This window comes from Pseudoduganella sp. R-32 (assembly GCF_049913245.1).
Classification (GTDB): Bacteria; Pseudomonadota; Gammaproteobacteria; order Burkholderiales; family Burkholderiaceae_D; genus Rugamonas.
This window is the reverse complement of sequence record NZ_CP183987.1, coordinates 64,991-87,340: the sequence shown is the minus strand read 5'-3', so window position 1 is coordinate 87,340 and position 22,350 is coordinate 64,991. Positions and strand designations below refer to the sequence as shown.

The following is a 22,350-nucleotide window of genomic DNA, read 5'->3' as shown; positions in this document are numbered from 1 at the left end:
GAAAGCAATTATAGCCTCCGCGCACGATTGCCGCGCAAGCTCCGCCGTAGGCGTACACTGGGAGCTTCCGATGACTGTCTGACCATTTCAATGCAAAGAAGTTCGACCATCGATGACCAGGGCTTTCGCCGAATCCTCAACCGGAATGTGAAGGTCCCGCTGCTCGGCGGGATCGTTGCTGCCGGCATTTTCGTTGTGCTGTTCGCCTACCTGATGAGTACATGGAGCGCGGTGGAATCCACCGAGCGCGCGATCGGCAATGCGCAGGAATTGCGCAAGCTGGCGGTCGACATGGAAAGCGGCATGCGCGGCTTCCTGCTGACAGGTGATGATGCCTATCTTGCTCCCTACATTGCCGCGCGCCCGCGTTTCGAGGCCTCTTCCGAGTCGCTGCGCGAACTGGTGGAGGACGACTCCACCCAGGTCGAGCGCCTGCGCCAGATCCGCGCCCAGCACCAGGCGTGGATGCGTGCGGCGGACCAGATGATCGCAACCCGCCGCCAGCAGGGCGACTACCTCGGCATGTTGCGCGCCGGCGCCGCCAAGGCGGCCCTGGAAGACCTGCGCGAACAGTTCCGCGCGTTCATCGCGCATGAAGAGCGGGAGCGCGCCAATCGCGGCGAGGCGGTGCGCGTGGTGGGCTTCTGGACAGTGGCGATCTTCCTTGCCGTCAGCCTGGCGGTGAGCAGCCTGCTGGCGTGGCTCGGGCGGCGCGACCTGATGCGGCTGTCGGACGTCTATCGCGATGCGCTGCAGGAGCAGCACACGCATGCTTACCAGTTGCAGCACCAGGCCTGGCTGCGCGAGGGCCAGAGCCAGCTGGCCGAGCAGGGCATAGGCCAGATGGCCTTGCCGCTGCTGTCGTCGACGCTGCTGGACTTCATGGCGCGCTACCTGGACGTGGCGGTGGCCTCGTTCTACGTGGTCAAGCCGGATGGATCGCTGGAGCGCACGGCGGCCCATGGCTTCCGCCAGGAGGATGAGGCGAAGGGGCAGCATTTGCTGCCGGGTGAAGGCCTGGTGGGCCAGGCTGCGCGCACGCGGCGCGCCGTGCACATGGCGCAGCTGCCGGCCGGCTATATCAAGGTGTCTTCGTCGCTGGGCGACGGCATGCCGCAACAGCTTGTGCTGCTGCCGGTGCATAGCGATGGCCGGGTGAACGGCGTGGTGGAGCTGGGCTTCCTGCGCGAAGTGGGGCGGCGCGAGCTGGACTTCCTCGAACTGGTCGCGGGCAATGTCGGCATGGCGATCGAGGCGACCGTTGCCCGCCAGCGCCTGGCCGAGGTGCTGGCCGAAACACAGTCGCTGAACGAGGAATTGCAGGTGCAGCAGGAGGAGCTGCGTACCGCCAACGAGGAACTGGAGGAGCAGTCGCGCGTGCTGGAGCGCTCGCAGGTCAGCCTGGAAACGCAGAAGCTGGAACTGGAGCAGAGCAACCAGAAGCTGGAGCTGCAAGCGGAAATGCTGGACCAGCGCAATGCCGCCCTGGCCGCGGCGCGCGTCGACGTGGAGGCGCGGGCGCGCGACCTGGAGCGGGCCAGCGAATACAAGTCGCAGTTCCTGGCGAACATGTCGCACGAACTGCGCACGCCGTTGAACAGTTCCATGATCCTGGCCAAGCTGCTGGCCGACAACGCGCAGGGCAACCTGGATGAGGAGCAGGTGCGGTTTGCGCAGACCATCTACAACGCCGGCAACGACCTGCTGGCGCTGATCAACGATATCCTCGATATCTCCAAGGTGGAGGCGGGCAAGCTGGAACTGGCGCCGGAAGAAGTGGCCTTGCAGGCGATGATCGATTCCCTGCAGGCGGCCTTTGTCCCGCTGGCGCGGGAAAAGCAGCTCGAGTTCGTGGTCGACCTTTTGCCCGGCCTGCCGGAAAAGGTCTATACCGACCGGCAGCGGCTGGAGCAGATCCTCAAGAACCTGTTGTGCAACGCGGTCAAGTTCACCGATCGCGGCAAGGTGATCCTGCGCGTGTCGCCGGGCGAGGCGGGCTTGCTGCGCTTTGCCGTCATCGATACCGGCGTCGGCGTTCCGGCCGAGCAGCAGGGCGCGATCTTCGATGCCTTCCAGCAGGGCGACGGCACGCCAAGCCGGCGCTTTGGCGGGACCGGCCTGGGCTTGTCGATTTCGCGCGACCTGGCGCGCTTGCTGGGCGGGGAAGTCGAGTTGTCCAGCGTGGAAGGGCAGGGCAGCACCTTCACTTTGCTGTTGCCGACGCAGTGGGCGGTAGCTGCGCCGCCCGGCGACGCGGCGCTGCAGCCGGCAGGCCGTGCGGACGCACCGCCTAGCGGGCCCGCCGCCGCACCGCCTGTCGCCGCAACCGCGCCGCTATCGATGCCGGGCGACCCGCCGATCGCCGCCGCCGGTCCGGGCGAGGCCGGCGCCCCGCTGCGCCCCTTCGACGACGACCGCGCCGCCGCCCCGCCGCCGGAGCGCAAAGTGCTGATCATCGAAGACGACCCCGACTTCGCCCGCATCCTGTACGACCTGGCGCACGAATCGAATTATCGCGCCCTGGTCGCCTTCACCGCCGAGGAAGGCCTGAAGCTGGCCGAAGAACACCAGCCGCAAGCCGTCATGCTCGACATCCGCCTGCCCGACCGTTCTGGCCTGTCGGTGCTGCAAATGCTGAAAGACAACCCGCAAACCCGCCACATTCCCGTGCATGTGATCAGCGGCGCCGACAGCGGCGAAGCAGCCCTGCACCTGGGCGCCATCGGCTTTGTGCACAAGCCCGCCGGGCGCAGCCAGCTGCTGGCCGCGTTCGAGCGCCTGGAACGCCGCTTCACGCAAAAGATCAAGCACATCCTGCTGGTGGAAGACGACGCCCGCCAGCGCGACAGCATGGTCAAGCTGATCGAAGACGAGGACATCGCCATCGCAGCCGTCGCCAGCGGCGCCGAAGCGCTGGAGCAGCTCCGCGCCACCATCTTCGACTGCATGATCATGGACCTGAAACTTCCCGACATGCAAGGCAGCGAACTGCTGCAGCACATGTCGCAGCAGGAGATCGCCAGCTTTCCGCCGGTGATTGTCTATACTGGACGTAGCATGACGCGCGCCGAAGAAGCGGAGCTGTCGAAATACTCGCGCTCCATCATCATCAAGGGCGCCCGCTCGCCGGAGCGCCTGCTGGACGAAGTCACCCTGTTCCTGCACAAGGTCGAGTCCCTGCTCTCCAGCGAACGGCAAACCATGCTGAAGGCAGTGCGCAGCCGCGACCGCGTCTTCGAAGGCCGCCGCATCCTGCTGGTGGACGACGACGTGCGCAACATCTTCGCCCTGACCAGCGCCATCGAACAACAGGGAGCCCTGGTGGAAATCGCCCGCAATGGCCAAGAAGCCCTCGACAAGCTCGATGCCGTGCCCGACATCGACCTGGTGCTGATGGACATCATGATGCCCGGCATGGACGGCCTGGAAGCCACGCGCCGCCTGCGCGCCGACCCGCGCTTCGCCCGCCTGCCGGTGATCGCCATCACCGCCAAGGCCATGAAGGACGACCAGGAGCAATGCCTGGCCGCCGGCGCAAACGACTACCTGGCCAAGCCGATCGACCTGTCGCGCCTGTATTCATTGCTCCGCGTGTGGATGCCTGCCCTGGACACGGTGTGATGAGCGACGGCGCACAAATCGGCAGCGTCGACATCGAGCTGCGCATGCTGATGGAGGCGATCTTCCTCAGGTACAGCTACGACTTCCGCGACTACACCGGCGCTTCGCAGAAACGCCGCGTGTTGCACGCCATGAGTGAAATGGGCTGCGCCACCGTCTCGCAGCTGCAATCGCGCGTGCTGCACGAGCCCAACGCCTTCAGCCAGCTGCTGCAATACCTGACCATCCCCGTCACGGAAATGTTCCGCGACCCCACGTACTACATCGGCCTGCGCGAGCATGTGACCCCGGTGCTCGGAACCTACCCCTCGCTGAAGATCTGGGTCGCGGGCTGCAGCACCGGCGAGGAAGTGTATTCGCTCGCCATCCTGCTGAAGGAAGAAGGCCTGCTGGAGCGCAGCCTCATTTACGCCACCGACATCAATCCGCAATCGCTGGAAAAAGCCAGGAAAGGCGTTTTCCCGCTCGAGAACATGCGCACCTACACCGCCAATTACCAGGCGGCCGGCGGCAAGCGCGCTTTCTCCGACTACTACACGGCCGCCTACAACGCCGCCCTGTTCGACCGCTCGCTGTGCGAAAACGTCACCTTCGCCGACCATAGCCTGGCTACCGACTCGGTGTTCGCCGAGACCCAATTCATCAGCTGTCGCAACGTGATGATCTACTTCAACAAGAAGCTGCAGGAACGGGCCCTCGGGCTGTTCCACGAGTCGCTTTGCCATCGCGGCTTCCTGGGGCTGGGCAGCAAGGAGAGCATCGACTTCTCCACTTACGCTCCCCGGTTTGAAGTGCTCGCCAAGCGCGACCGCCTGTTCAGGAAAAAATAATGCAAACCGACCCTGCGCTGGACATGGCTGTGCGAGGCCGCACCACGGAGGCGATCGTCATTGGCGCGTCGGCCGGCGGCGTGAACGCCTTGATCCAGGTGCTGCCGGCACTGCCGCGCGGCTACCGCCTGCCGATCGTGGTGGTGCTGCATGTGAGGAGCGGTCGCCAAAACCAGCTGGTGGACGTCTTCCAACAACGGGTGCAGGTACCGGTGCGCGAAGCGGGCGACAAGGAAGACATCATTCCGGGTACCCTGTATTTTGCGCCAGCCGGTTACCACCTGTTGCTTGAAAATGAACGCAGCTTTTCGCTGAGCTGCGACGCACCGTTGCACTTTGCACGTCCCGCAATCGACATTACTATGGAATCAGCGGCAGACGTGTATGGATCACGCCTGGCGGGCATGCTGCTGACCGGCGCCAATGACGACGGCGCGCAAGGCATGGCCGCCATTGGCAAGGCGGGCGGCCTGACGGTGGTGCAGGACCCGGAAGAAGCCAATGTCGGCGTGATGCCGCTGGAGGCCATCCGCGTGCGCCAGCCGGACCTGGTGTTGCCGCTGGAACAAATCAAGCAACTATTGCTGATGCTGGAGAAGCACTGATGGAACCGACCAATGTCCTGCTGGTGGACGACTTGCCGGAAAACCTGCGCGCGCTGAATGCCCTGGTGCGCGCCGACGACCGCGTGATCTACCAGGCCCGTACCGGCGAAGAGGCGCTCGCCCTCTTGCTCGAACATGAATTCGCGCTGGCCATCGTCGACGTGCAGATGCCGGGCATGGACGGCTTTGAACTGGCGGAGCTGATGCGCGGCACCGGCAAGACGCGCCATATCCCGATCGTCTTCGTGAGCGCCGCCGGCAAGGAGCTGAATTACGCCTTCAAGGGCTACGAAGCGGGCGCGGTGGACTTCCTCTACAAGCCGCTCGATCCGGATGCGGTGCGAAGCAAGGTCAATGTCTTTGTCGACCTGTTCCGGCAAAAGCAGGAGGTGCGACAGATCGTCGAACAGCGAGAGGCCACGGTGCGCGAGCTGAACGCCGTGCAGCAGGAACTGCAACGCGCGCTGGAAATGCGCGACCAGTTCATGTCCATGGTGGCGCATGAACTGCGCACGCCGCTCAACACCCTGTACCTGGAAGCGCAGATGCGCAAGCTGCAGCTCGAGCGCGGCAACATGGACCATTTCGCGCCGGAGCAGCTGGAACGCATGGTGGCGCGCGACATGCGCCAGATCCACGCCATGGTGCGCCTGATCGACGACATGCTCGACGTCTCGCGCATCCGCGCCGGCAAACTGTCGATCCGTCCGGCCCGCGTCGACCTGGAAGCGCTGCTGCAGCGGATTGTCGGCGACCTGTCGCAGCACGCCGCCGACATGCACAGCGAACTGCGCCTGTCGATCGTGCAGCCCGTGGCCGGGTGCTGGGACGAGTTCCGCGTGGAGCAGGTCATCGTCAACCTGATCAACAACGCCTTGCGCTACGGCGGCGGCAAGCCGGTCGACGTGCGCCTGCATGCCGACAGCCAGAACGCCCGCATCGAGGTGATCGACCAGGGCGTCGGCATCCCCGAGGAAGTGCTGCCGAAAATCTTCGAACCCTTCGAACGCGGAAAGATGGAAGGCATGCCGGCCGGCCTGGGCCTGGGCCTCTACATCTCGCGCCAGCTCGCCGAAGCCCACGGCGGCACGCTCTCGGCCCGCAGCAAGCCGAACGAAGGCGCCACCTTCATCTTCACGTTGCCGCGCGCCGACGAAAAGCCCACGCCGGGCACGGGAAGCACCAAGGACATTTTGCCTTTGCCAGCGAGTTGTGCCTAGAATGTCCCCATGAACCGGGACTTGCTCAGGGAACGCAGGGAATGGCTGCTGCGGCGCAATTGTTCATTGTCGCCTCAGCAGATGGGGATGGCTTATGCCCTGATGTGCCTGCTCTCGTTTGCGGTTGCCACCGGCTTTGTGATCATGGGCATGTGGCAGGTGCTGTTGTTCACCGCGCTGGAGATGACGGCCGTGGCGGCCGCCTTCCTTTACTTCGCCCGCCATGCCACGGACTATGAACACATCGTGCTCGCCAACGGCAAGCTGCTGGTGGAGCAGGTCTCCGCCGGCAAAATGAGCGTAACGCAGCTCGAACTCTACTTTCTCCGGCTGCAGATGCCCGCCCGCTACGGCGACCTGATTCACCTTGAATCGAATGGCGTCGCAGTCGATATCGGCTACTTCGCCACCGACCCGCGCCGCCGCGCGCTGGCCCAGGAGCTGCGCGCGGAAGTGCAGGGCGGCTTGTTCAGCAACTAGGTGCCAGCCGTTAGAAGCGGTAGCCTACGCCCACGCCGAACATGACCGGGTCAACCTTGACCTTGCTGACCTTGGTGCCGGCAAGCAGCACGTCGCTGCGGATCTGCACTTTCTTGATGTCCAGGTTGAGCGACCAGTTCTTGTCCAGCTTGTAGTCCACGCCAGCCTGCAGGGCCAGGCCGAAGCTGTCGTGTTCCAGGCTGCCCTGGCCGTCCAGGATCTTGTTCTTGGAGAAGGTGGTCCAGTTCACGCCCACGCCCAGGTAAGGGCTGAGCTGCGAGGATGGGGTGAAGTGGTACTGCGCCAGCAGGGTCGGCGGCAGGTGCTTGAACGTGCCGGCGGATTCGCCAGCCACATACACGGTGTGCTTCTGCGGATAGGTCAGCACCAGCTCGGCGGAGATATTCGGGGTGAAGAAGTAGGAAATATCCACTTCCGGAATGGTTTTGCTGCTGACGGTGATCAGGTCGGATGGGCCCACGCCGGCAATCGGGTCGGACTTGTCTGCGGGGTTGATGTGCACGGCACGTGCGCGTACTTGCCAAGGCGTTTGCTGCGCCATTGCACCAAACGCCACGCTACCCAGGACAGCTGCCAAAATCGCTTTCTTCATTTCACTACCTCTTTCATGTGGTCATTGATATTCGGTAAGTAAAAGTCTATTGATGCGACGCAGCAAAATCTTTGACCTAAGTCAAAATTGCCCGAACGAACACAAGTTAGCTAAAACGAGAGTAAGATTCGCGAATTCACATCCCACCCTATCCCCGGAGGCAGGAAATGAAATTGCACGTCAATGGCCAGGTACGCGAGTTCGAGGCCGAAGAAGATACGCCCCTGTTGTGGGTGATCCGCGAACAGCTGGGACTCACCGGTACCAAATACGGCTGCGGCGTGGCGCAATGCGGCGCCTGCACCGTGCACATTGACGGCGAGCCGACGCGCAGCTGCGTGCGCCCTGTCTCCACCGTGACGGCCGACCAGAAGATCGTCACCATCGAAGGCCTGAGCAACGACGGCAGCCATCCCGTGCAAAAGGCCTGGGCCGCGCTGGACGTGCCGCAATGCGGCTTCTGCCAGTCCGGCATGATCATGGCCGCCGCCGCGCTGCTGAAGCAGAAGAAGAACCCGACCGACGCCGACATCGACGCGGCGATGACCAATATCTGCCGCTGCGGCACCTATAACCGCGTGCGCAAGGCCATCCACATGATCGCCAGGGGCGGCGACGTGAAGACTGCAGGCCTGGACATCGTGGAAGGGAGCAAGGCATGAGCATGATGACTCGCCGCGGCTTCATCGGCCGCTCGCTGGGCGCCACCGCAGGCCTGATGTTCGGCTTCCATATCCCGTTCGCAGAAGCGCAGCAGGCGCAGGCCACCGCGGCGCCAGATGCGCCCGAGATCAACGCCTGGGTCGTGGTCAAGCCGGACGACACCATCGTGGTCCGCATCGCCCGTTCCGAGATGGGCCAGGGCACGCTGACCGGCCTGGCGCAACTGGTGGTGGAAGAACTGGATGGCGACTGGAGCAAGGTCACCACCGAATACCCGTCGCCCGGCCGCCAGCTGGCGCGCAATCGCGTCTGGGGCAGCTTCTCCACCGGCGGCAGCCGCGGCGTGCGCGAATCGCATGAATACGTCCGCAAGGGCGGCGCCGCAGCCCGCATGATGCTGGTGCAGGCCGCCGCCGCCCAGTGGGGCGTGCCAGCCGCCGAATGCGCGGCAGCGAAAAGCGTGATCACCCACACGCCATCCGGCCGCACGCTCACCTACGGCAAGGTCGCCGACGCAGCAGGCAAGCTGCAGGCGCCCGCCGCTGCCGACATCAACCTGAAAGACCCGAAAGACTGGAAGCTGGCCGGCAAGCGCCTGGCGCGCCTGGACACGGCCGACAAGACCACCGGCAAGCAAATCTACGGCATGGACTTCAAGCTGCCCGGCATGCTGAACGCAGCGATCAAGGACTGCCCGGTCTTCGGCGGCAAGGTAAAAAGCTTCGACGCCGCCGCCATCGCCGGCAAGCCCGGCGTGAAGAAAGTGCTGCAGGTCGGCGACAGCGCTGTGGCCGTCGTGGCCGACACCTGGTGGCGCGCCCGCAGCGCCCTGGACGCCCTGCCGATCGAATGGGACAAGGGCCCCAACGCCGGCATGAACAGCAAGGACACCGCCGCCTGGATCAAGGCCGGCCTGGATGCACCGGAAGCGGCAGTCGGCAACAGCAACGGCGACGCCAAGGCTGCCCTGGCCAGCGCCCACCGCAAGATCGAAGCCGTCTACAGCTACCCCCACCAGAACCACGCCACCATGGAGGTGATGAACGCCACCGCCGTGTGGACGCCGGAGCGTTGCGACGTCTGGACCCCGACGCAGAACGGCGAAGCCGCCCTGGCCGCGACCAGCGAGGCAGCCGGCCTGCCGCAGTCCAAATGCGACGTGACCAAGCTGCATCTCGGCGGCGGTTTCGGACGGCGCGGCGCCACGCACGACTGGGTAACCCAGGTCGTGAAGATCGCCAGGGAAATGCCGGGCACGCCGATCAAATTGATCTGGACCCGCGAAGAAGACATGCAGCACGGCCGCTACCACCCGGTCACCCAGTGCAAGCTGACCGCAGGCTTGGACGCAAAAGGCGAGGTAACGTCGCTGCACATGCGCATCGCCGGCCAATCGATCCTGGCCGCGCTGTTCCCGCAGAACGTCAAGGACGGCAAGGACCCTGCAGTCTTCCAGGGCTTGAACCCGCCCGGCCCGGAAGCCTCGTTCGGCTACACCATCCCGAACCTGCTGATCGACCACGCCATGCGCAACCCTGCCGTGCCGCCAGGCTTCTGGCGCGGCGTGAACCTGAACCAGAACACGATCTACGTCGAATGCTTCCTCGACGAAATCGCGCACGCCACGAAACAGGACCCGCTGGCCCTGCGCCGCAAGCTGATGAAGGACAGCCCAAAGCACCTGGCAGTCCTGAACGCGGTGGCCGAAAAAGCCGGCTGGTCCAAGCCGCCGAAGAAAGGCATCTACCGCGGCATCGCGCAAACGATGGGCTTCGGCAGCTACGTCGCCGCCGTGGCGGAAGTCTCGGTCAGCAAGGACGGCAAGCTGAAGATCCACCGCATCGTCGCCGCCACCGACCCCGGCCACGCCGTGAACCCGCAGCAGATCGAAGCGCAAGTGGAAGGCAGCTTCGTCTACGGCCTGAGCGCAGCGCTCTACGGCGAGATCACGATCAAGGACGGCGCAGCAGAGCAAACCAACTTCGACACCTACAACGTGCTGAAGATGGATGAAATGCCGAAGGTCGAAACGGTCGTGATGCCAAGCGGCGGCTTCTGGGGAGGCGTTGGCGAACCGACAATCGCCGTCGCCGCCCCCGCAGTGTTGAACGCCATCTTCGCCGCCACAGGCAAGCGCATCCGCGACCTCCCGCTAAAGAACCACAGCCTGAAAAAGGCATAAAGAAATGCCGCCAGTCCGCGGCCCGCGAGCAGACTGGGTCAGACCCTTGGGTCTGACCCAGGTTTACCGGTTTTTGCTTGCAGCCCTGTTGACGCTCAACACCGCCCAAGCCCAGGAAGGCAACGCAGAAGCTGGCCGCGCCATCGTCGCCAACCGCCAGCAAGGCCTCTGCCTCCTCTGCCACAGCGCCCCCATCCCCGAGGAACGCTTCCAAGGCAACCTGGCCCCCGACCTCGCCGGCGTCGGCGACCGCTACACCAGGGCCGAGCTCCGCCAGCGAATCGCAGACAACAGTGCCGTCAACCCCAGCACCATCATGCCCTCGTACGCCAAAACCACGGGCTTGACACGCGTAGCGCCGACATACCGCGACAAGACCATCCTCACAACGCAGCAAATCGAAGACGTCGTCGCCTACCTCGTCACGCTCAAGGCCGCAGAAAAGAAATGACCACCCGCCGCCAACTCCTCGCCGCGTTGCCGCTACTGGCGCTAGTCCGCCCCGCCCAAGCGACGCCCGCCGAGATGACAGCCGCCATCGCCGCCTACACCAGCAACGCCAGCATCCAGCGCGGCCGCGTGCAGATCGACATCGCCCAACTGATCGACAACGGCAACGCAGTCCCCATCACGGTAAGGGTCGACAGCCCGATGACCGAGCAAGCCCACGTCACCGACATCGCCATCTTCAACGAAAAGAACCCGCTCCCCGACGTCGCGAGATTCAAGCTGACGGCCCTGGCCGGCACGCCGGAAATCAGCACCCGCATCCGCCTCGCCACCAGCCAGACGCTCACCGCCCTGGCCCGCACCAGCGACGGCCAATGGTGGCAGCAGACGGTCGACGTGATCGTCGCCCTGGCGGCCTGCGTAGAAGGGGAGCCCATCTGACATGGCCAGCGCCCTGATCCACATGCCCGCCAGCGCCAGGCCCGGCGAGATAATCGAAGTACGTGCCCTGATCGCCCACATGATGGAGACCGGCTTCCGCCCCGGCCCCGACGGCAAGCCCCTCCCGCGCGACATCATCCGCAAATTCGAATGCCGCTACAACGGCAAGCAGGTCATCAGCGCCGAGCTGCATCCCGCCATGAGCGCCAACCCGTATATAGCCTTCTTCATCAAGGCAACCACCAGCGGCCCGCTCGAATTCACCTGGACCGGCGACAACAGTTTCGCACAAACCGAAACCAGGCAGCTGCAGGTGCAACCATGAAGCCAACGTTCGCACTGCTACTGGCGCTAGCCGTCACCACAGCCGCCAGCGCAGACAGGGTCAGACCCTCCGGGTCTGACCCTGGTTTACCGGTTTTAAAGCGCCAATCCGGCCGCGACTACATGTCCCCCGCCACGCAAGCGATGCAAGCCGACGACACCCAAAACCCCGCCATGCTCTGGGTCGCCAACGGCGAAGTGCTCTGGCGCACAGCTCCCATCGGCGGCAACGGCAAATCCTGCGCCACCTGCCACACCGACGCCAAGTCCAGCATGCGCGGCGCAGCCGCAAAATTCCCCCGCTTCAGCCAATCAGCCGGCAAAGTGATCACGCTATCCGGCCAGGTCAATCAATGCCGCACCGGCGCCCTGAAGGCCGCCCCGCTGAAGCCAGAATCACCCGACCTGCTGGCCCTGGAAACCTACATCGCCCTGCAAAGCCGCGGCCTCCCCCTGGCGCCGGCAACCGACAAGGAAACCAGACAAGCCGCCGAACGCGGCCAACAACTCTTCACCACCCGCATCGGCCAGCTGAACCTGAGCTGCGCCCAATGCCACGACAACAACGCCGGCAAACGCCTGGCCGGCGCCCCCATCCCCCAAGGCCACGCCAACGCCTATCCCATCTACCGGCTGGAATGGCAAGGCGCAGGAAGCCTGCAACGCCGCCTGCGCAACTGCATGAGCGGCGTGCGAGCCGAAGTCCCTCCTTACGGCGCTCCCGACCTGGTAGACCTTGAAGCCTACCTTGCCCTGCGCGCCCAGGGCATGCCGTTAGAAACCCCAGGAGTCCGCCCATGAAGACAATCGCCGCACTGACGCTCGCGCTGTCCGCCACGCTCCCCGCCATCGCCGCAGAGGCCATCCCCAGCGGCGCCCGCCTCGCCGCCAGCTGCACCGGCTGCCACGGCACCAACGGCGCCACGCAAGGCGCTGCGCTGCCGCCCCTGGCCGGCCAGCCAAAGGACCAGCTCCAGCAGTCCCTGAAGGATTTCAAGGCTGGAAAACGCCCCGCCACCATCATGACCCAGCTCGCCAAAGGGTACACTGACGAACAATTGGAAATATTGGCAGCGTACTTCGCCGCCCAGAAAAAATAAAAATGCGATTCAAACTGGCCCATAGCCTGCTGGCTGCGGCGTTGGCGCTGACCACATGTGGCGCCGGCGCCCAGCACATCTCCTTGCAACACTTCGGACAAAGCGAAGGCCTCGGCAACCTTTCGCTCACGGCACTGGCCCAGGATGCCAGCGGCTACCTGTGGGTAGGCACCGAGAATGGCCTGTTCCGCTACAACGGCGCGGAATTCCGCCGTTACGGCAGCACGCAGGGAATGGACGACACCTTCGTCACCGCCCTGCACAGCAGCTCGTCCGGCGCGCTATGGGTCGGCAATCACGCAAGCCTGTACCGGCTGCAGCAGGGCCGCCTGGTTCCCGTGCTATGGGAAGGCAAGAAGCTGCCCGTATGGCCGCTCCAACCCATGGCCGAAAGCCCTGCCGGCGAAACGCTGCTGGCAAGCGAGGGCGATCTGTTCGTCCTGGCCGCGAAGGGCGACCGCACCAGCATCCGCCTGTATTTCGACGCCGCCGCGCTGCAGGCGCACGCCGAGCTGAAGTCGGTCCGCAGCGTCCACGTCGACGAAAAAGGCACGCTGTGGATGGCATGCAAGGAATCGCTCTGCCAGGCCAGCGGGAAAGACATTCGCGTATTCAGCGAGCAGGAAGGCCTGCCGCACGACCAATGGACCAGCATTGCAAGCGACAAGGCCGGCAACCTCTGGATTCGCAGCGAAAAGCGCATCTACACGCTGCCCCAAGGCGCAACGCGCTTCGAAAACCGCACGCCGTCGCAAGACGTGATGCGCAAGCACATGCTGCGCAGCGAGCTGCACATCGACGACAGCGGCAACGTGCTTACCAACGCCGATAACGGCCTGCTGCGCTGGCGCCAGGGCCGCTGGGAGATCTACGGCAAGGAAAACGGCCTCGATGCCGGCGGCGGCGTCACCGACATCCTGCGCGATCGCGGACGCGGCACCTGGCTGGCAACGCGCGGCCGCGGCCTGCTGCACTGGCGCGGCTACGGCAACTGGGAAAGCTGGACCATGCAGCAAGGCCTGCCGGATGACGTGATCATCTCCGTCCAGCGCGGCCACGAAGGCCGCCTGCACGTAGGCACCCGTTCCGGCCACGCCGTGATGGAGCCCGGAGCGAACGGATTTACAACGCCGCCGACCCCGCCAGCCCTGGCCGACCAGCAATGGTCCACGATGGAAACGGACCGCAACGGCAGGCTATGGGCCGGAAGCTATTCCGGCATGCTGATGCGCTCCCTGCCGGACACCCGGAAGACCGAACTGGTCGCCAGGCTGCCCTTCATTTCGCAGGTGCTGGCCGACCGCAAAGGCCAGCTGTGGCTCACCACCTGGAAAGGCGTCTACACCCTGCCCGACAACGCGCCAGCCGGCACGCAGCCGCAAGTGGTAAAGATGCCGTCCACCGCAAACCGCCACCCCGAAAACCCGGTCGGCCCGGGCTGCATGGACGCGCAAGGCGGCATCTGGCTGCCCAGCCAGTCCGACATCCTGCATTACGACGGCACTGCGTGGAAAGTGCTGGAGTTCGGCGCCGCATTAGGCGACGGCACCTTCGACGGCATCGCCTGTTCGCGCAACGGCACCCTGTGGGCCAGCACCGGCGGCACGCTGTGGAGCCTGAAAGTGCAGGGCGAAGCAAAGGCGACACGCATCGAAGCCCCTGTGCTGCGCGACCGCACGATGTACGCCATGTTCGAAGGCAGCCGCGGCTGGCTGTGGATCGCCACCGACGCCGGCTTCGCCGTCTGGAATGGAAGCCGCTGGCGCATGCTGAACGAGACCCACGGCCTGGTGTGGAATGACCTGAATGGCGTGGGCTTCTACGAGGACAAGGACGGCTCGATGTGGATCGTCACCAGCAACGGCCTGTCCCACGTGCTGCGCCCGGAAACCCTGTTCGAGGTAAGCACGCCGGAAGCCGTGATTGAAGAAGCCCTGCGCGGCGGCCGCCCGCTGGCAGCAAATGCCGGGCGCCTGCCATGGTCGCAGGACCCGGTGGTATTCCGCCTCGCCAGCCTCCAGTTCGAAGGGCGGCAAGGCCTGCGCTACCGCTACCGCCTGGCCGGCATGGAAGACCAGTGGAACGAATCAGTGCTGCCTGAAATGCGCTACGCCGCGCTGCCTGCCGGCGACTACCGCTTCCAGGCCATGGCCGTGGATGTGGAAGGCGCCGTGCAGCCGAAGCCCACCGAACTCGCATTCTCCATCGCTCCACCGTGGTGGCGCAGCTATCCCTTCTATGCCCTGTGCGCTGCGGCCGTGATCTTCGGCTTCCTGCTGTTCCACCGCATGCGGCTGCTGGTTCACAAGCGCCACGAAGCAGAGCTGGAAGCCATGGTGCAGGAACGCACGCGCGAATTGGAAGAGGCCCAGGAAGCGCTGCGTGTCAGGGCGCTGAAAGATGCCCTGACACGCACCTGGAACCGAGGCGCGATGATGGAAATCCTTGAGCGCGAAATCGGAAAATGCCAGCGCACGGGCGAAAGCTTCGTGCTGGTCCTGCTCGACCTGGACTTCTTCAAGCGCGTCAATGATACGCACGGCCACCTGGCAGGCGACGCCGTGCTGGTGGAAACCTCCCGCCGCCTGATCGCTGCAACGCGCTCTTACGACGCCGTAGGCCGCTACGGCGGCGAAGAATTCATCGAACTGCTGCCTGGCCTGACCCTGCCAGCCGGCGCTGCCCGCATCGAAACCCTGCACCGGGCTATCCGCAGCGAGCCGGTCGACATTGGCGGCGAGGCAGGTTTGCCAGTGACCGCCAGCTTCGGCGTGGTGGCGTTCACACCGCAACGGCAGGTTGCAGCTACCGAGCTGCTGCACCTGGCGGACGAAGCCCTGTACCGATCGAAACGCGAAGGACGCGACCGTATCAGTTATGTGGAAGATGCAATGCAAACCTGATTGAGGAGGCACCATGGACCGTCGAACATTTGTGCAAGCAGCGATCCTCACCGCCACGACCGGCTGTGCCAGCATCGGCGGCCAGGCCAGGCCGCACGTAGTGGTCGTCGGAGGCGGCTACGGCGGCGCCACAGCCGCCAAGCATGTGCGCCTGTGGAGCCAGGGCGGCATCGACGTCACGCTGATCGAACCGAATGCCAGCTTCGTCAGCTGTCCGCTTTCAAACCTGGTGCTGGGCGGCTCGCGCAAGCTGCAAGACCTGACCCGCAGCTACGACGAGCTGCAGCGCAGGCACGGCGTGAAGATCCTGCACGACAGCGCCTCCAGCATCGACCCGGAAAAGCGCACCATCAAGCTGCTAAGCGGCGAGGTCCTGAGCTACGACCGCTTGATCCTCAGCCCCGGCATTGAATTCCTGTGGGGCGAGCTGCCAGGCATGAGCGTGGAAGGCGCGCAGGACAAGATCCTGCACGCCTGGAAAGCCGGCCCGCAAACCACCGCCCTGCGCGGCCAGCTCGAAGCCATGCACGACGGCGGCGTATTCGTCATGACCGTGCCCCCCGCACCCTACCGCTGCCCGCCCGGCCCCTATGAACGCGTTTGCCAGGTAGCCCACTACTTCAGCCAGCACAAGCCGAAATCCAGGGTCCTCCTGCTCGACGCCAACGAGGACGTGGTCAGCAAAGGCCCGCTGTTCAAGAAGGTCTGGAAAGAACGCTACGCCGGCATCATCGAGTACCGCCCGAGCTTCAAGACGGTAGACGTGGACGTGGCCGCCCGCACCGCCATCTCCGAGCTGGGCGACAAGGTAAAGGCCGACGTGCTGAACATCGTGCCGCCCCACCGGGCCGGCGCGATCGCCGCGCAGACCGGCCTGGCCAACATGAACAAGCGCTGGTGCGAAGTCGACTTCATCACCTTCGAATCCACGCAGGCAAGGAACATCCACGTGATCGGCGACGCCATCCAGGTTTCCCCGCTGATGCCCAAGTCCGGCCACATGGCCAACCAGCACGCCAAGGTCTGCGCCGCCGCCGTGGTCGACCTGCTAAGCGGGCGCGTGCCCGAGCAGACGCCATTGCTGACCAACACCTGCTACAGCTATGTAAGCGACAAGGACGTGATCCACGTCGCCAGCGTGCACGCCTACAACGCCGAAAAGAAAACGCTGCTTGTGGTACCCGGCAGCGGCGGCGTCAGCCCCGGCCCGTCGGAGCTCGAAGGGCATTACGCCGACAGCTGGGCGCAAAACATCTGGAGCGACATGCTTTCCTGACCGCCGCGCGCTGCACCTTTGCTTCACCTCAAACGCTGACCTGCTCCCGGGTGCCACCATTGGCAGGGCTATCCCCTGACTAATGGTGACCTCATGTCCAAGCCACAATCCGCCGCACAGCGCAGTCCCAATCTCTGGCATTTTTCCGCCCTGGTATGGGGCACCTCGCTCCTGTTGCTGTCGCTGTTTGCCATGCCCATCAGCGTCAACCCGCTTGGCATGCGCCTGCAGCTCTGCCTGACGGCGGTGCACATCGGGGGCGTGTTCTACATGTGGCGCCTTGCAAGGCACGGCAATCCGGAGCGCCTGCTGGACATCGCCATCATTACGCTGGCCTTCATCTACATCGTCCCCCTATGCATGCTCGCCGCGCCCGTGATCGTGCTGGCGGCATACGCGATGCCGGCAGGCTCCTGGCTGGCGGTCATCGCCATCATGGCCGCATGCGGCGCGGCCCTGGCACTGGTGCGCCTGTGGAGCACGGCCACCGGCAAGAACACCGGCCACTGCTTCGAAACATGGCTGGCGGAGCAGCTGAAAGGCGATGCCATCACCGCCAGTTCGCTGAGTGGATTGCTCAACCACGTTGGCCGCCACGCCACCGAGCCAAGCCGCATCGACGGCTGGTCCATGATCGCCGCCGCCGCCGCCGGCGCGCCCATTCTCGCGGCCAGCATCGATTACGACCGTGCCGGAGCGAGCCTTGCAATCTGCGCCCTCTTCACCACGCCCATGGCGATGCACGCCTTCTCCCGCATGGTGGTGCATGCCTACCTGTGGATCTTTCGCCTGCGCCGCTTCGAACGCGATTCGGGGGTAAAGGTTGTCGTCAACCTGCGCAGTGGGAGCTGAGCATGGACAAGCTCCTGCATCACTACGAACAAGAGCTCACACGCCTGCGCCGGACCATCCGTAAGTATGCCGACGCGCACCCGCAAACCGCCGCCGCGCTTGAACTGGAAGCCGGCGCCAGCACCGATCCCGAAGTGGAGCGCCTGCTGCAATCGATCGCGCTGCTCAACGCCAGCATGCAGCATTCCATCGAGGATGGGCGCAACGACTTCCACAAGGCTCTCCTGCAAACGCTGCAGCCGCACTACCTGCGCCTGGTTCCCGCCTGCGGCATTATCCAGATCGACACCTCGGCTGCGCGCTCCAACGAAATCAGTACCGCCAGCCGCCTGCCGCGCGGCGCAATCCTGCGCTGCGGCGGCAGCAAGTTCGCAACCGCCTATGATGTCCGCATTGCCCCCATTGCTGTCGCCGGCGCCAGGTTCCAGCCCACGATCGACCTGCCGGCAACGCTGCGCCTCCCAAGCGAAGCCAGGTCGGCGCTCTGCCTCAGCCTCGAGGCCACCGCCGGCAGCGCCGCATTCGACCAGCCGCCCATCGCCACGCTGCGACTGTGGCTGGATGGCGACGCGCCGTTGCGCGCAGCGCTCTTTGACGCCATCCTGATGCACCGCCTGTGCGTATGCCTGGAAGCCGAAGGCAGTTGGCGCCTGTTGCCTGCATCGCCATTCTCACCGGTCGGAACCGGCGCCGAGGAAGCTATCCTGCCGCCGCGCGCCGGCCAGCAAAGCCAGCGGCTGCTGACGGAGTTCTTCCATATGCCGCAAAAGTTCGACTTCATCGACCTGGACCTGCAGGCCATTGCCGCGCGCTGCCCGCCCGGCTGCAAACGCCTCACGCTGCACGTCGTCCTTCCCGGCTGCGAGCCGGAACTGCGCCTTGCCGGCGCCGCAAACTTCCAGCTCTCATGCACGCCGGTCGTCAATCTTTTCCAGCAGGCCGCAGACCCGATTCGCCTGGACGGCAGAAAAGAGTCCTACCCGCTTGCGCCGGACCAGCCGGGATGCGGGATCTATAGCGTCGACAAGGTCTCGCTCATGAGCCGCAACGGCGAGCGCGTCCTGCCGCCTTTCCACGGCGCTGCACACACGGCGGCAGGCCCTTACTGGCAACTGGACGAACAGGAAGGTTTCGCCCTTGCCCTCGTCGACCGCGAGCAGCGCCCCGCCAGGCTCGAGACAGGAACGATCGCGGTGCAGCTCACGTGCACCAACAATGAATTGCCGCAGCGTGGCGCCAGGCTGACGACAGAAGCAAGCGCCGGCGGCTTTCCGATCAGCTTCGTCCATGGCCCGGCAGGGGACCAGCGCCTTTCCAGCCCTGGCGAACTATGCGACAGCCTCTACACGCAGGACACCGGCCTGCAAGCCTTGCACAAGCAGCTGCAACTCCACGGCTGCCCCTTCAGCGAAAGCCTGGAAAGCCTGTTCGCCAAGCCATCCAGCGCCTGGCTGGTGCATCCAATGGGCCGGCTTCACATGCACGGCACAGAGTTCACCCTGCTGGCCGATGAGAGTGGGCTGCGTGGCCACAGCATCCACGTGCTCGGCGAGATCCTGGCCGCCGCGCTTGCCGACAAGCTGCGCGAAAACCGCTTCGCCCAACTTCGCATCGCCAACCGGCAGGGCCGAATCCTCTACCTTTCCACGCCCCGCGCCGGCACGCGGCAGCTCGTGTGAATCAGCTATAGACTTGCCACGGCCACTCCATGTAGCCCTCGCCATGAGGCCTGCGCTGCACAATGTCGCCGGAAAGCGCGGCGTCAATCGCGGCCACAAGTTCTCGATAATGCGCAACCTGCGCATCGGGCGGCGGCAGGCTCACGTCAATGGATCGCTGCTCCAGGCATGCCATCATCCTGGCGCGAGCCGAGGTACAGCTTGGCCAGCGGCGGCTGCTCATTTGCCCAGAAATGCATGACCGGATAACGAATGCTCTCGCAGATCGTTGTCACGCGCTTTTGTTGTATCTGCCCATCTTCGAAAGCCTCCACCAGCCGGTCGAACTTGTCGGACGTTTCATGCGAACCCGGCGCGGTAAAGACGAATGCTCCTGAATTGTCATCAAAGACCCGGAATTCCATCGTAGGCTCCTCAAATCGCACGTGAACCCGATTGTAGGCAGCGCTGGCAGGTGCGAACTGTGAGAACGACGATCAAGCCAAACGTGTGGCCGGAAAAAATCAACTCTGCTATCGTTTCCGTTTTGATAATTACACGACGACCGAAGCATGGACTCAATGCAGGAAGAAGCAGTAATCCGCCGCCACCCTATCACTGCCGGCATCATTGGACTCATCACGGTCGTGTACTCGGCAATCATCTTCATCCTGTTCCTTCTCGCGAGGGACGCGGTCGGGTATGAAGTGATCTTTGGGACGATGGCGTTGGCGCCGTACCTGCTCCTGTTTGGCGCCGTTGGCGGCGCGCTGTTCTTCAGGAGCAGGTCGCTCGCCCACCAGTTCTGGCTGGCGCCGGCGCTGTTCGCCGTGTATGGCTTGCTGTATGCCGCCGCAACGACCCACTCTTTCGCCTAGAGCGGCGGCCCGGCCGGCGGAACCTCAGTTCACCACGAAAGTCCTGCTGGTCCCGCTCAGCCCATACACGGCGCCGTTCCAGCCGTTCTTGTAGTCCCCATTGTGCCGTATGCGGTATTGCCCGGTCTCCGCATCGGCCGGAATCGTCCAGCCAATGACCGCCTGCGAAGTACCCCACACCGGATCGATCCGCACCCAGCGATAGCTGGTGTTCCAGTCGCCATCCACCGCCACGGTACGCCACGCCGAGCCGTCCCAGCGCTGTACTTCCAGGAAGCTGCCGTTCAGGCGCAGGTTATTCTTTGGATGCCCCGTCCAGAACGAAACCTCCACACGCTGGCCGCGTGAATAGCTCGCATTGGCCTGCTGCACCACATCGCCAAAGCTCTTGAAGATCGGCGTGTTATCCAGCACCACACCAGTCTGGAACGACATCTGGTTGCCGCTCAAATCCCGCACCGCCGCGCTGGCGCCAGCCGCAGTCCCTTGCCGCATCGCCGTCGCCAGCTCATGGAAGCTTTGCTGGTAAGCCCCCAGCGTCCACTTGCCGAAGTGCGTCGAGGCGCCCTCGTAATGCTGTGCGTCGTACTCCTCCGGCGTGGTCACATAGCCGGAATAGGCATTCGCATACCCGGCAAAGACCACGTGCTTCACGCTATCGCCCAACGCCGCCTTGACGGTCTCGCGCACGCGCCGCCCGGACATGATGGTGAACTCCCCCGGCGCCGCAACAATCGCCAACTGCCCGATCCGCACGATGGAAATCGGCAGCACCTCCGGCGACCAGGGGAAGGGCGCCTGCGTGCCCGTCGACAGCAGCACCGGCTTCACGCCCTGGCAATCGCGCACCCACTGCGGCGCCGGCGCGATGATGCCGCCCAGCGCCTGGAAGAACGGGTTGCCCGTCAGATCGCCCTCATTGAAGCCATCCAGCCCGCGCCCGTCTTCGGTACCCGCCGCGAAAGCGCTGCCAATGGCTGCCGGACAGGTGCTGCGCACCACGCCATCCGCGAAGCGCGCCTGTACGGTGACGCGGGAAAAGTCGATATAGCGCTGCCGGTAATCCACCGGCCCCGCCAGCGGCTCCAGCGCGCCGTTATAGATGGCCAGCGCCTTCTGCAACTGCCGCTCGCCGATGATGCGCGTGTTATCCAGCTCATTCGCCGTAGGCCCTGTGCCGTCCAGGTTCAGGTTCGGCGTCATGTCGCCCGCATTCGACTGCGCAAAGGCCGCCACGAAATCGCCATCCGAGTTATAGCGCACGCCCTTCATGTCGTGCTCCCAGCGCCATTCCGCATAACCCTTGTTATCCGGCGTGATCAAGCGGTTCTGCGGCGTCATCGACACGCCATGCGTGGCGAACCAGCTGATCACGCCCACATCGTTGCCGCCCTGCCTGAAGCGCAGCACCGTCATCTCCGGATCGATATTGCGCCCCCAGCGCTCGCGCTCCGCCTGCGGATTGCGCAGGTAGGCCGGGTTCGAACGGTTATTGCTCGCATCCGTCAACTCGCCCTTGCCGATCGCGATGCTGCCCGGCTTCAGGTCGCGATGCGCCTTGTCGATGGCCGCTACAATGCCGCCGACAATCGCATCGAAGGTACGCTGGTTGAAACCGTAGGTAGTGAAGTTGTACAGCGCGTAGTGCGAAAAGCCGCCAGGCCCGCCGTGCGTATGCGTCGCCGACAGGATCACGTTCTCCGCCGAATACAGGCTGCCATGCTTCGCCTGCAACTGCCGCAAGACCGCCTGCTGCACGCCCTGGAACACCATGCCCAGGTCATTGTTGACGAAGACCATGCGCTTGCCGCTGGCCTGGTCCACCACGATGAAAGCCCGCGCCCGCTGCCGCATGTGGATGCCGGCCGTCACCTGCGAGGTTGAGCCATAGCCCATCATGCCCACTTCGGCCGCCTCGCCCGTGATGTCGGACATGCCGCGCCCGACCAGGTAAGGATCTGCAAATGCCGTGCTGCAAACCACGCTTGCGCCCAACAGAGAAACCAGGCGCACGAACCGAAAATATTTCGTCATGACCGTCCCCTTTGCCGCTGCTGTTTGAAAAACGACGAACTTGGAGAATAACAGCGTTTTTCTTTTTGCCGATGATCTTGGTCAAAACGCGACAGTAGCAAGTACGAAGCTTGGAGTTTCGGAATAACAGAAACTAGTGCTGGGGAAGGGTGTATGTTAAAGAAATTTCGGCAAATCAGAAATAGCTGGAATATACTGGTTATCGTCGTCCGACTTTCTG

Annotated in this window: 20 protein-coding genes; 17 read left to right on the top strand and 3 right to left on the bottom strand. The window is 64.3% G+C overall.

Going from position 1 to position 22,350, the window contains the following annotated elements:
• Nucleotides 1-90 precede the first annotated feature (90 nt).
• Genes ACN9MU_RS00385 through ACN9MU_RS00365 form a run of 5 tightly spaced genes read left to right on the top strand, consistent with a single transcriptional unit; the run spans nt 91 to nt 6,756 of the window.
• Complete coding sequence (locus ACN9MU_RS00385) at nt 91-3,621, top strand: response regulator (protein WP_426343975.1); 3,531 nt, start codon at nt 91-93, stop codon at nt 3,619-3,621.
• On the top strand, nt 3,621-4,451 hold the full coding sequence (locus tag ACN9MU_RS00380) for a CheR family methyltransferase (protein ID WP_426343974.1): 831 nt from the start codon (nt 3,621-3,623) through the stop codon (nt 4,449-4,451). The genes ACN9MU_RS00385 and ACN9MU_RS00380 overlap by 1 nt, the downstream gene beginning before the upstream one ends.
• Nucleotides 4,451-5,056: a chemotaxis protein CheB gene (locus ACN9MU_RS00375; protein ID WP_426319814.1), complete on the top strand. Its 606-nt coding sequence runs from the start codon at nt 4,451-4,453 to the stop codon at nt 5,054-5,056. The genes ACN9MU_RS00380 and ACN9MU_RS00375 overlap by 1 nt, the downstream gene beginning before the upstream one ends.
• Nucleotides 5,056-6,276 carry a hybrid sensor histidine kinase/response regulator gene (locus ACN9MU_RS00370; protein ID WP_426343973.1) on the top strand — a complete coding sequence of 407 codons (1,221 nt, stop codon included), beginning with the start codon at nt 5,056-5,058 and terminating at the stop codon, nt 6,274-6,276. Before ACN9MU_RS00375 ends, ACN9MU_RS00370 begins: the two co-directional genes overlap by 1 nt.
• Before the next feature lie 9 nt (nt 6,277-6,285).
• Nucleotides 6,286-6,756 carry a DUF2244 domain-containing protein gene (locus tag ACN9MU_RS00365; RefSeq protein WP_426343972.1) on the top strand — a complete coding sequence of 157 codons (471 nt, stop codon included), beginning with the start codon at nt 6,286-6,288 and terminating at the stop codon, nt 6,754-6,756.
• Nucleotides 6,757-6,766: 10 nt separating this feature from the next.
• Here ACN9MU_RS00365 and ACN9MU_RS00360 read toward each other — a convergent pair whose 3' ends face one another.
• The gene (locus tag ACN9MU_RS00360; RefSeq protein ID WP_426343971.1) at nt 6,767-7,369 is read right to left on the bottom strand and encodes an OmpW/AlkL family protein; all 603 of its coding nucleotides are present in this window, start codon (nt 7,367-7,369) and stop codon (nt 6,767-6,769) included.
• A gap of 167 nt (nt 7,370-7,536) precedes the next feature.
• Here ACN9MU_RS00360 and ACN9MU_RS00355 point away from each other — a divergent pair, with 167 nt between their 5' ends.
• The 11 genes from ACN9MU_RS00355 (at nt 7,537) to tssF (ending at nt 19,239) form a co-directional block, all read left to right on the top strand.
• Nucleotides 7,537-8,031, top strand: coding sequence for a (2Fe-2S)-binding protein (locus ACN9MU_RS00355; RefSeq protein WP_426343970.1), 495 nt, complete (start codon nt 7,537-7,539; stop codon nt 8,029-8,031).
• The gene (locus tag ACN9MU_RS00350; RefSeq protein WP_426343969.1) at nt 8,028-10,214 is read left to right on the top strand and encodes a molybdopterin cofactor-binding domain-containing protein; all 2,187 of its coding nucleotides are present in this window, start codon (nt 8,028-8,030) and stop codon (nt 10,212-10,214) included. Before ACN9MU_RS00355 ends, ACN9MU_RS00350 begins: the two co-directional genes overlap by 4 nt.
• Before the next feature lie 46 nt (nt 10,215-10,260).
• Nucleotides 10,261-10,665 carry a sulfur oxidation c-type cytochrome SoxX gene (soxX, locus tag ACN9MU_RS00345; protein ID WP_426166419.1) on the top strand — a complete coding sequence of 135 codons (405 nt, stop codon included), beginning with the start codon at nt 10,261-10,263 and terminating at the stop codon, nt 10,663-10,665.
• On the top strand, nt 10,662-11,105 hold the full coding sequence (locus ACN9MU_RS00340) for a SoxY-related AACIE arm protein (RefSeq protein WP_426166416.1): 444 nt from the start codon (nt 10,662-10,664) through the stop codon (nt 11,103-11,105). Before soxX ends, ACN9MU_RS00340 begins: the two co-directional genes overlap by 4 nt.
• 1 nt (nt 11,106) lies before the next feature.
• On the top strand, nt 11,107-11,430 hold the full coding sequence (soxZ, locus tag ACN9MU_RS00335) for a thiosulfate oxidation carrier complex protein SoxZ (protein ID WP_426343968.1): 324 nt from the start codon (nt 11,107-11,109) through the stop codon (nt 11,428-11,430).
• Nucleotides 11,431-11,552: 122 nt separating this feature from the next.
• A complete protein-coding gene (soxA, locus tag ACN9MU_RS00330; RefSeq protein WP_426343967.1) occupies nt 11,553-12,230 on the top strand; it encodes a sulfur oxidation c-type cytochrome SoxA in 678 nt (225 codons plus the stop codon).
• On the top strand, nt 12,227-12,529 hold the full coding sequence (locus ACN9MU_RS00325) for a c-type cytochrome (protein WP_426343966.1): 303 nt from the start codon (nt 12,227-12,229) through the stop codon (nt 12,527-12,529). Before soxA ends, ACN9MU_RS00325 begins: the two co-directional genes overlap by 4 nt.
• Nucleotides 12,530-12,531: 2 nt before the next feature.
• A complete protein-coding gene (locus ACN9MU_RS00320; RefSeq protein WP_426343965.1) occupies nt 12,532-15,432 on the top strand; it encodes a diguanylate cyclase in 2,901 nt (966 codons plus the stop codon).
• 13 nt (nt 15,433-15,445) lie between these two features.
• Nucleotides 15,446-16,708, top strand: a complete 1,263-nt coding sequence (locus tag ACN9MU_RS00315) for an NAD(P)/FAD-dependent oxidoreductase (protein WP_426166401.1) — start codon at nt 15,446-15,448, stop codon at nt 16,706-16,708.
• A gap of 93 nt (nt 16,709-16,801) precedes the next feature.
• The gene (locus ACN9MU_RS00310) at nt 16,802-17,560 is read left to right on the top strand and encodes a hypothetical protein (protein ID WP_426343964.1); all 759 of its coding nucleotides are present in this window, start codon (nt 16,802-16,804) and stop codon (nt 17,558-17,560) included.
• 2 nt (nt 17,561-17,562) lie between these two features.
• Nucleotides 17,563-19,239 (top strand): type VI secretion system baseplate subunit TssF, encoded by a 1,677-nt coding sequence (tssF, locus tag ACN9MU_RS00305; RefSeq protein ID WP_426343963.1) that lies wholly within the window; start codon nt 17,563-17,565, stop codon nt 19,237-19,239.
• A gap of 146 nt (nt 19,240-19,385) precedes the next feature.
• Here the strand turns inward: tssF and ACN9MU_RS00300 are convergent, their stop codons facing one another.
• On the bottom strand, nt 19,386-19,643 hold the full coding sequence (locus ACN9MU_RS00300) for a hypothetical protein (RefSeq protein WP_426166392.1): 258 nt from the start codon (nt 19,641-19,643) through the stop codon (nt 19,386-19,388).
• Nucleotides 19,644-19,790: 147 nt separating this feature from the next.
• On the opposite strand from ACN9MU_RS00300, the gene ACN9MU_RS00295 reads away from it, so the two are divergent.
• Nucleotides 19,791-20,096, top strand: coding sequence for a hypothetical protein (locus ACN9MU_RS00295; protein ID WP_426336685.1), 306 nt, complete (start codon nt 19,791-19,793; stop codon nt 20,094-20,096).
• 24 nt (nt 20,097-20,120) lie between these two features.
• Here the strand turns inward: ACN9MU_RS00295 and ACN9MU_RS00290 are convergent, their stop codons facing one another.
• Complete coding sequence (locus ACN9MU_RS00290; RefSeq protein ID WP_426343962.1) at nt 20,121-22,130, bottom strand: neutral/alkaline ceramidase; 2,010 nt, start codon at nt 22,128-22,130, stop codon at nt 20,121-20,123.
• Nucleotides 22,131-22,350 lie beyond the last annotated feature (220 nt).

Coding starts and splice junctions, on each gene's coding strand:
- ACN9MU_RS00385 (WP_426343975.1), top strand. CDS start 91: ATGCAAAGAAGTTCGACCATCGATGACCAGGGCTTTCGCCGAATCCTC.
- ACN9MU_RS00380 (WP_426343974.1), top strand. CDS start 3,621: ATGAGCGACGGCGCACAAATCGGCAGCGTCGACATCGAGCTGCGCATG.
- ACN9MU_RS00375 (WP_426319814.1), top strand. CDS start 4,451: ATGCAAACCGACCCTGCGCTGGACATGGCTGTGCGAGGCCGCACCACG.
- ACN9MU_RS00370 (WP_426343973.1), top strand. CDS start 5,056: ATGGAACCGACCAATGTCCTGCTGGTGGACGACTTGCCGGAAAACCTG.
- ACN9MU_RS00365 (WP_426343972.1), top strand. CDS start 6,286: ATGAACCGGGACTTGCTCAGGGAACGCAGGGAATGGCTGCTGCGGCGC.
- ACN9MU_RS00360 (WP_426343971.1), bottom strand. CDS start 7,369: ATGAAGAAAGCGATTTTGGCAGCTGTCCTGGGTAGCGTGGCGTTTGGT.
- ACN9MU_RS00355 (WP_426343970.1), top strand. CDS start 7,537: ATGAAATTGCACGTCAATGGCCAGGTACGCGAGTTCGAGGCCGAAGAA.
- ACN9MU_RS00350 (WP_426343969.1), top strand. CDS start 8,028: ATGAGCATGATGACTCGCCGCGGCTTCATCGGCCGCTCGCTGGGCGCC.
- ACN9MU_RS00340 (WP_426166416.1), top strand. CDS start 10,662: ATGACCACCCGCCGCCAACTCCTCGCCGCGTTGCCGCTACTGGCGCTA.
- soxZ (WP_426343968.1), top strand. CDS start 11,107: ATGGCCAGCGCCCTGATCCACATGCCCGCCAGCGCCAGGCCCGGCGAG.
- soxA (WP_426343967.1), top strand. CDS start 11,553: ATGTCCCCCGCCACGCAAGCGATGCAAGCCGACGACACCCAAAACCCC.
- ACN9MU_RS00325 (WP_426343966.1), top strand. CDS start 12,227: ATGAAGACAATCGCCGCACTGACGCTCGCGCTGTCCGCCACGCTCCCC.
- ACN9MU_RS00320 (WP_426343965.1), top strand. CDS start 12,532: ATGCGATTCAAACTGGCCCATAGCCTGCTGGCTGCGGCGTTGGCGCTG.
- ACN9MU_RS00315 (WP_426166401.1), top strand. CDS start 15,446: ATGGACCGTCGAACATTTGTGCAAGCAGCGATCCTCACCGCCACGACC.
- ACN9MU_RS00310 (WP_426343964.1), top strand. CDS start 16,802: ATGTCCAAGCCACAATCCGCCGCACAGCGCAGTCCCAATCTCTGGCAT.
- tssF (WP_426343963.1), top strand. CDS start 17,563: ATGGACAAGCTCCTGCATCACTACGAACAAGAGCTCACACGCCTGCGC.
- ACN9MU_RS00300 (WP_426166392.1), bottom strand. CDS start 19,643: ATGGAATTCCGGGTCTTTGATGACAATTCAGGAGCATTCGTCTTTACC.
- ACN9MU_RS00295 (WP_426336685.1), top strand. CDS start 19,791: ATGGACTCAATGCAGGAAGAAGCAGTAATCCGCCGCCACCCTATCACT.
- ACN9MU_RS00290 (WP_426343962.1), bottom strand. CDS start 22,130: ATGACGAAATATTTTCGGTTCGTGCGCCTGGTTTCTCTGTTGGGCGCA.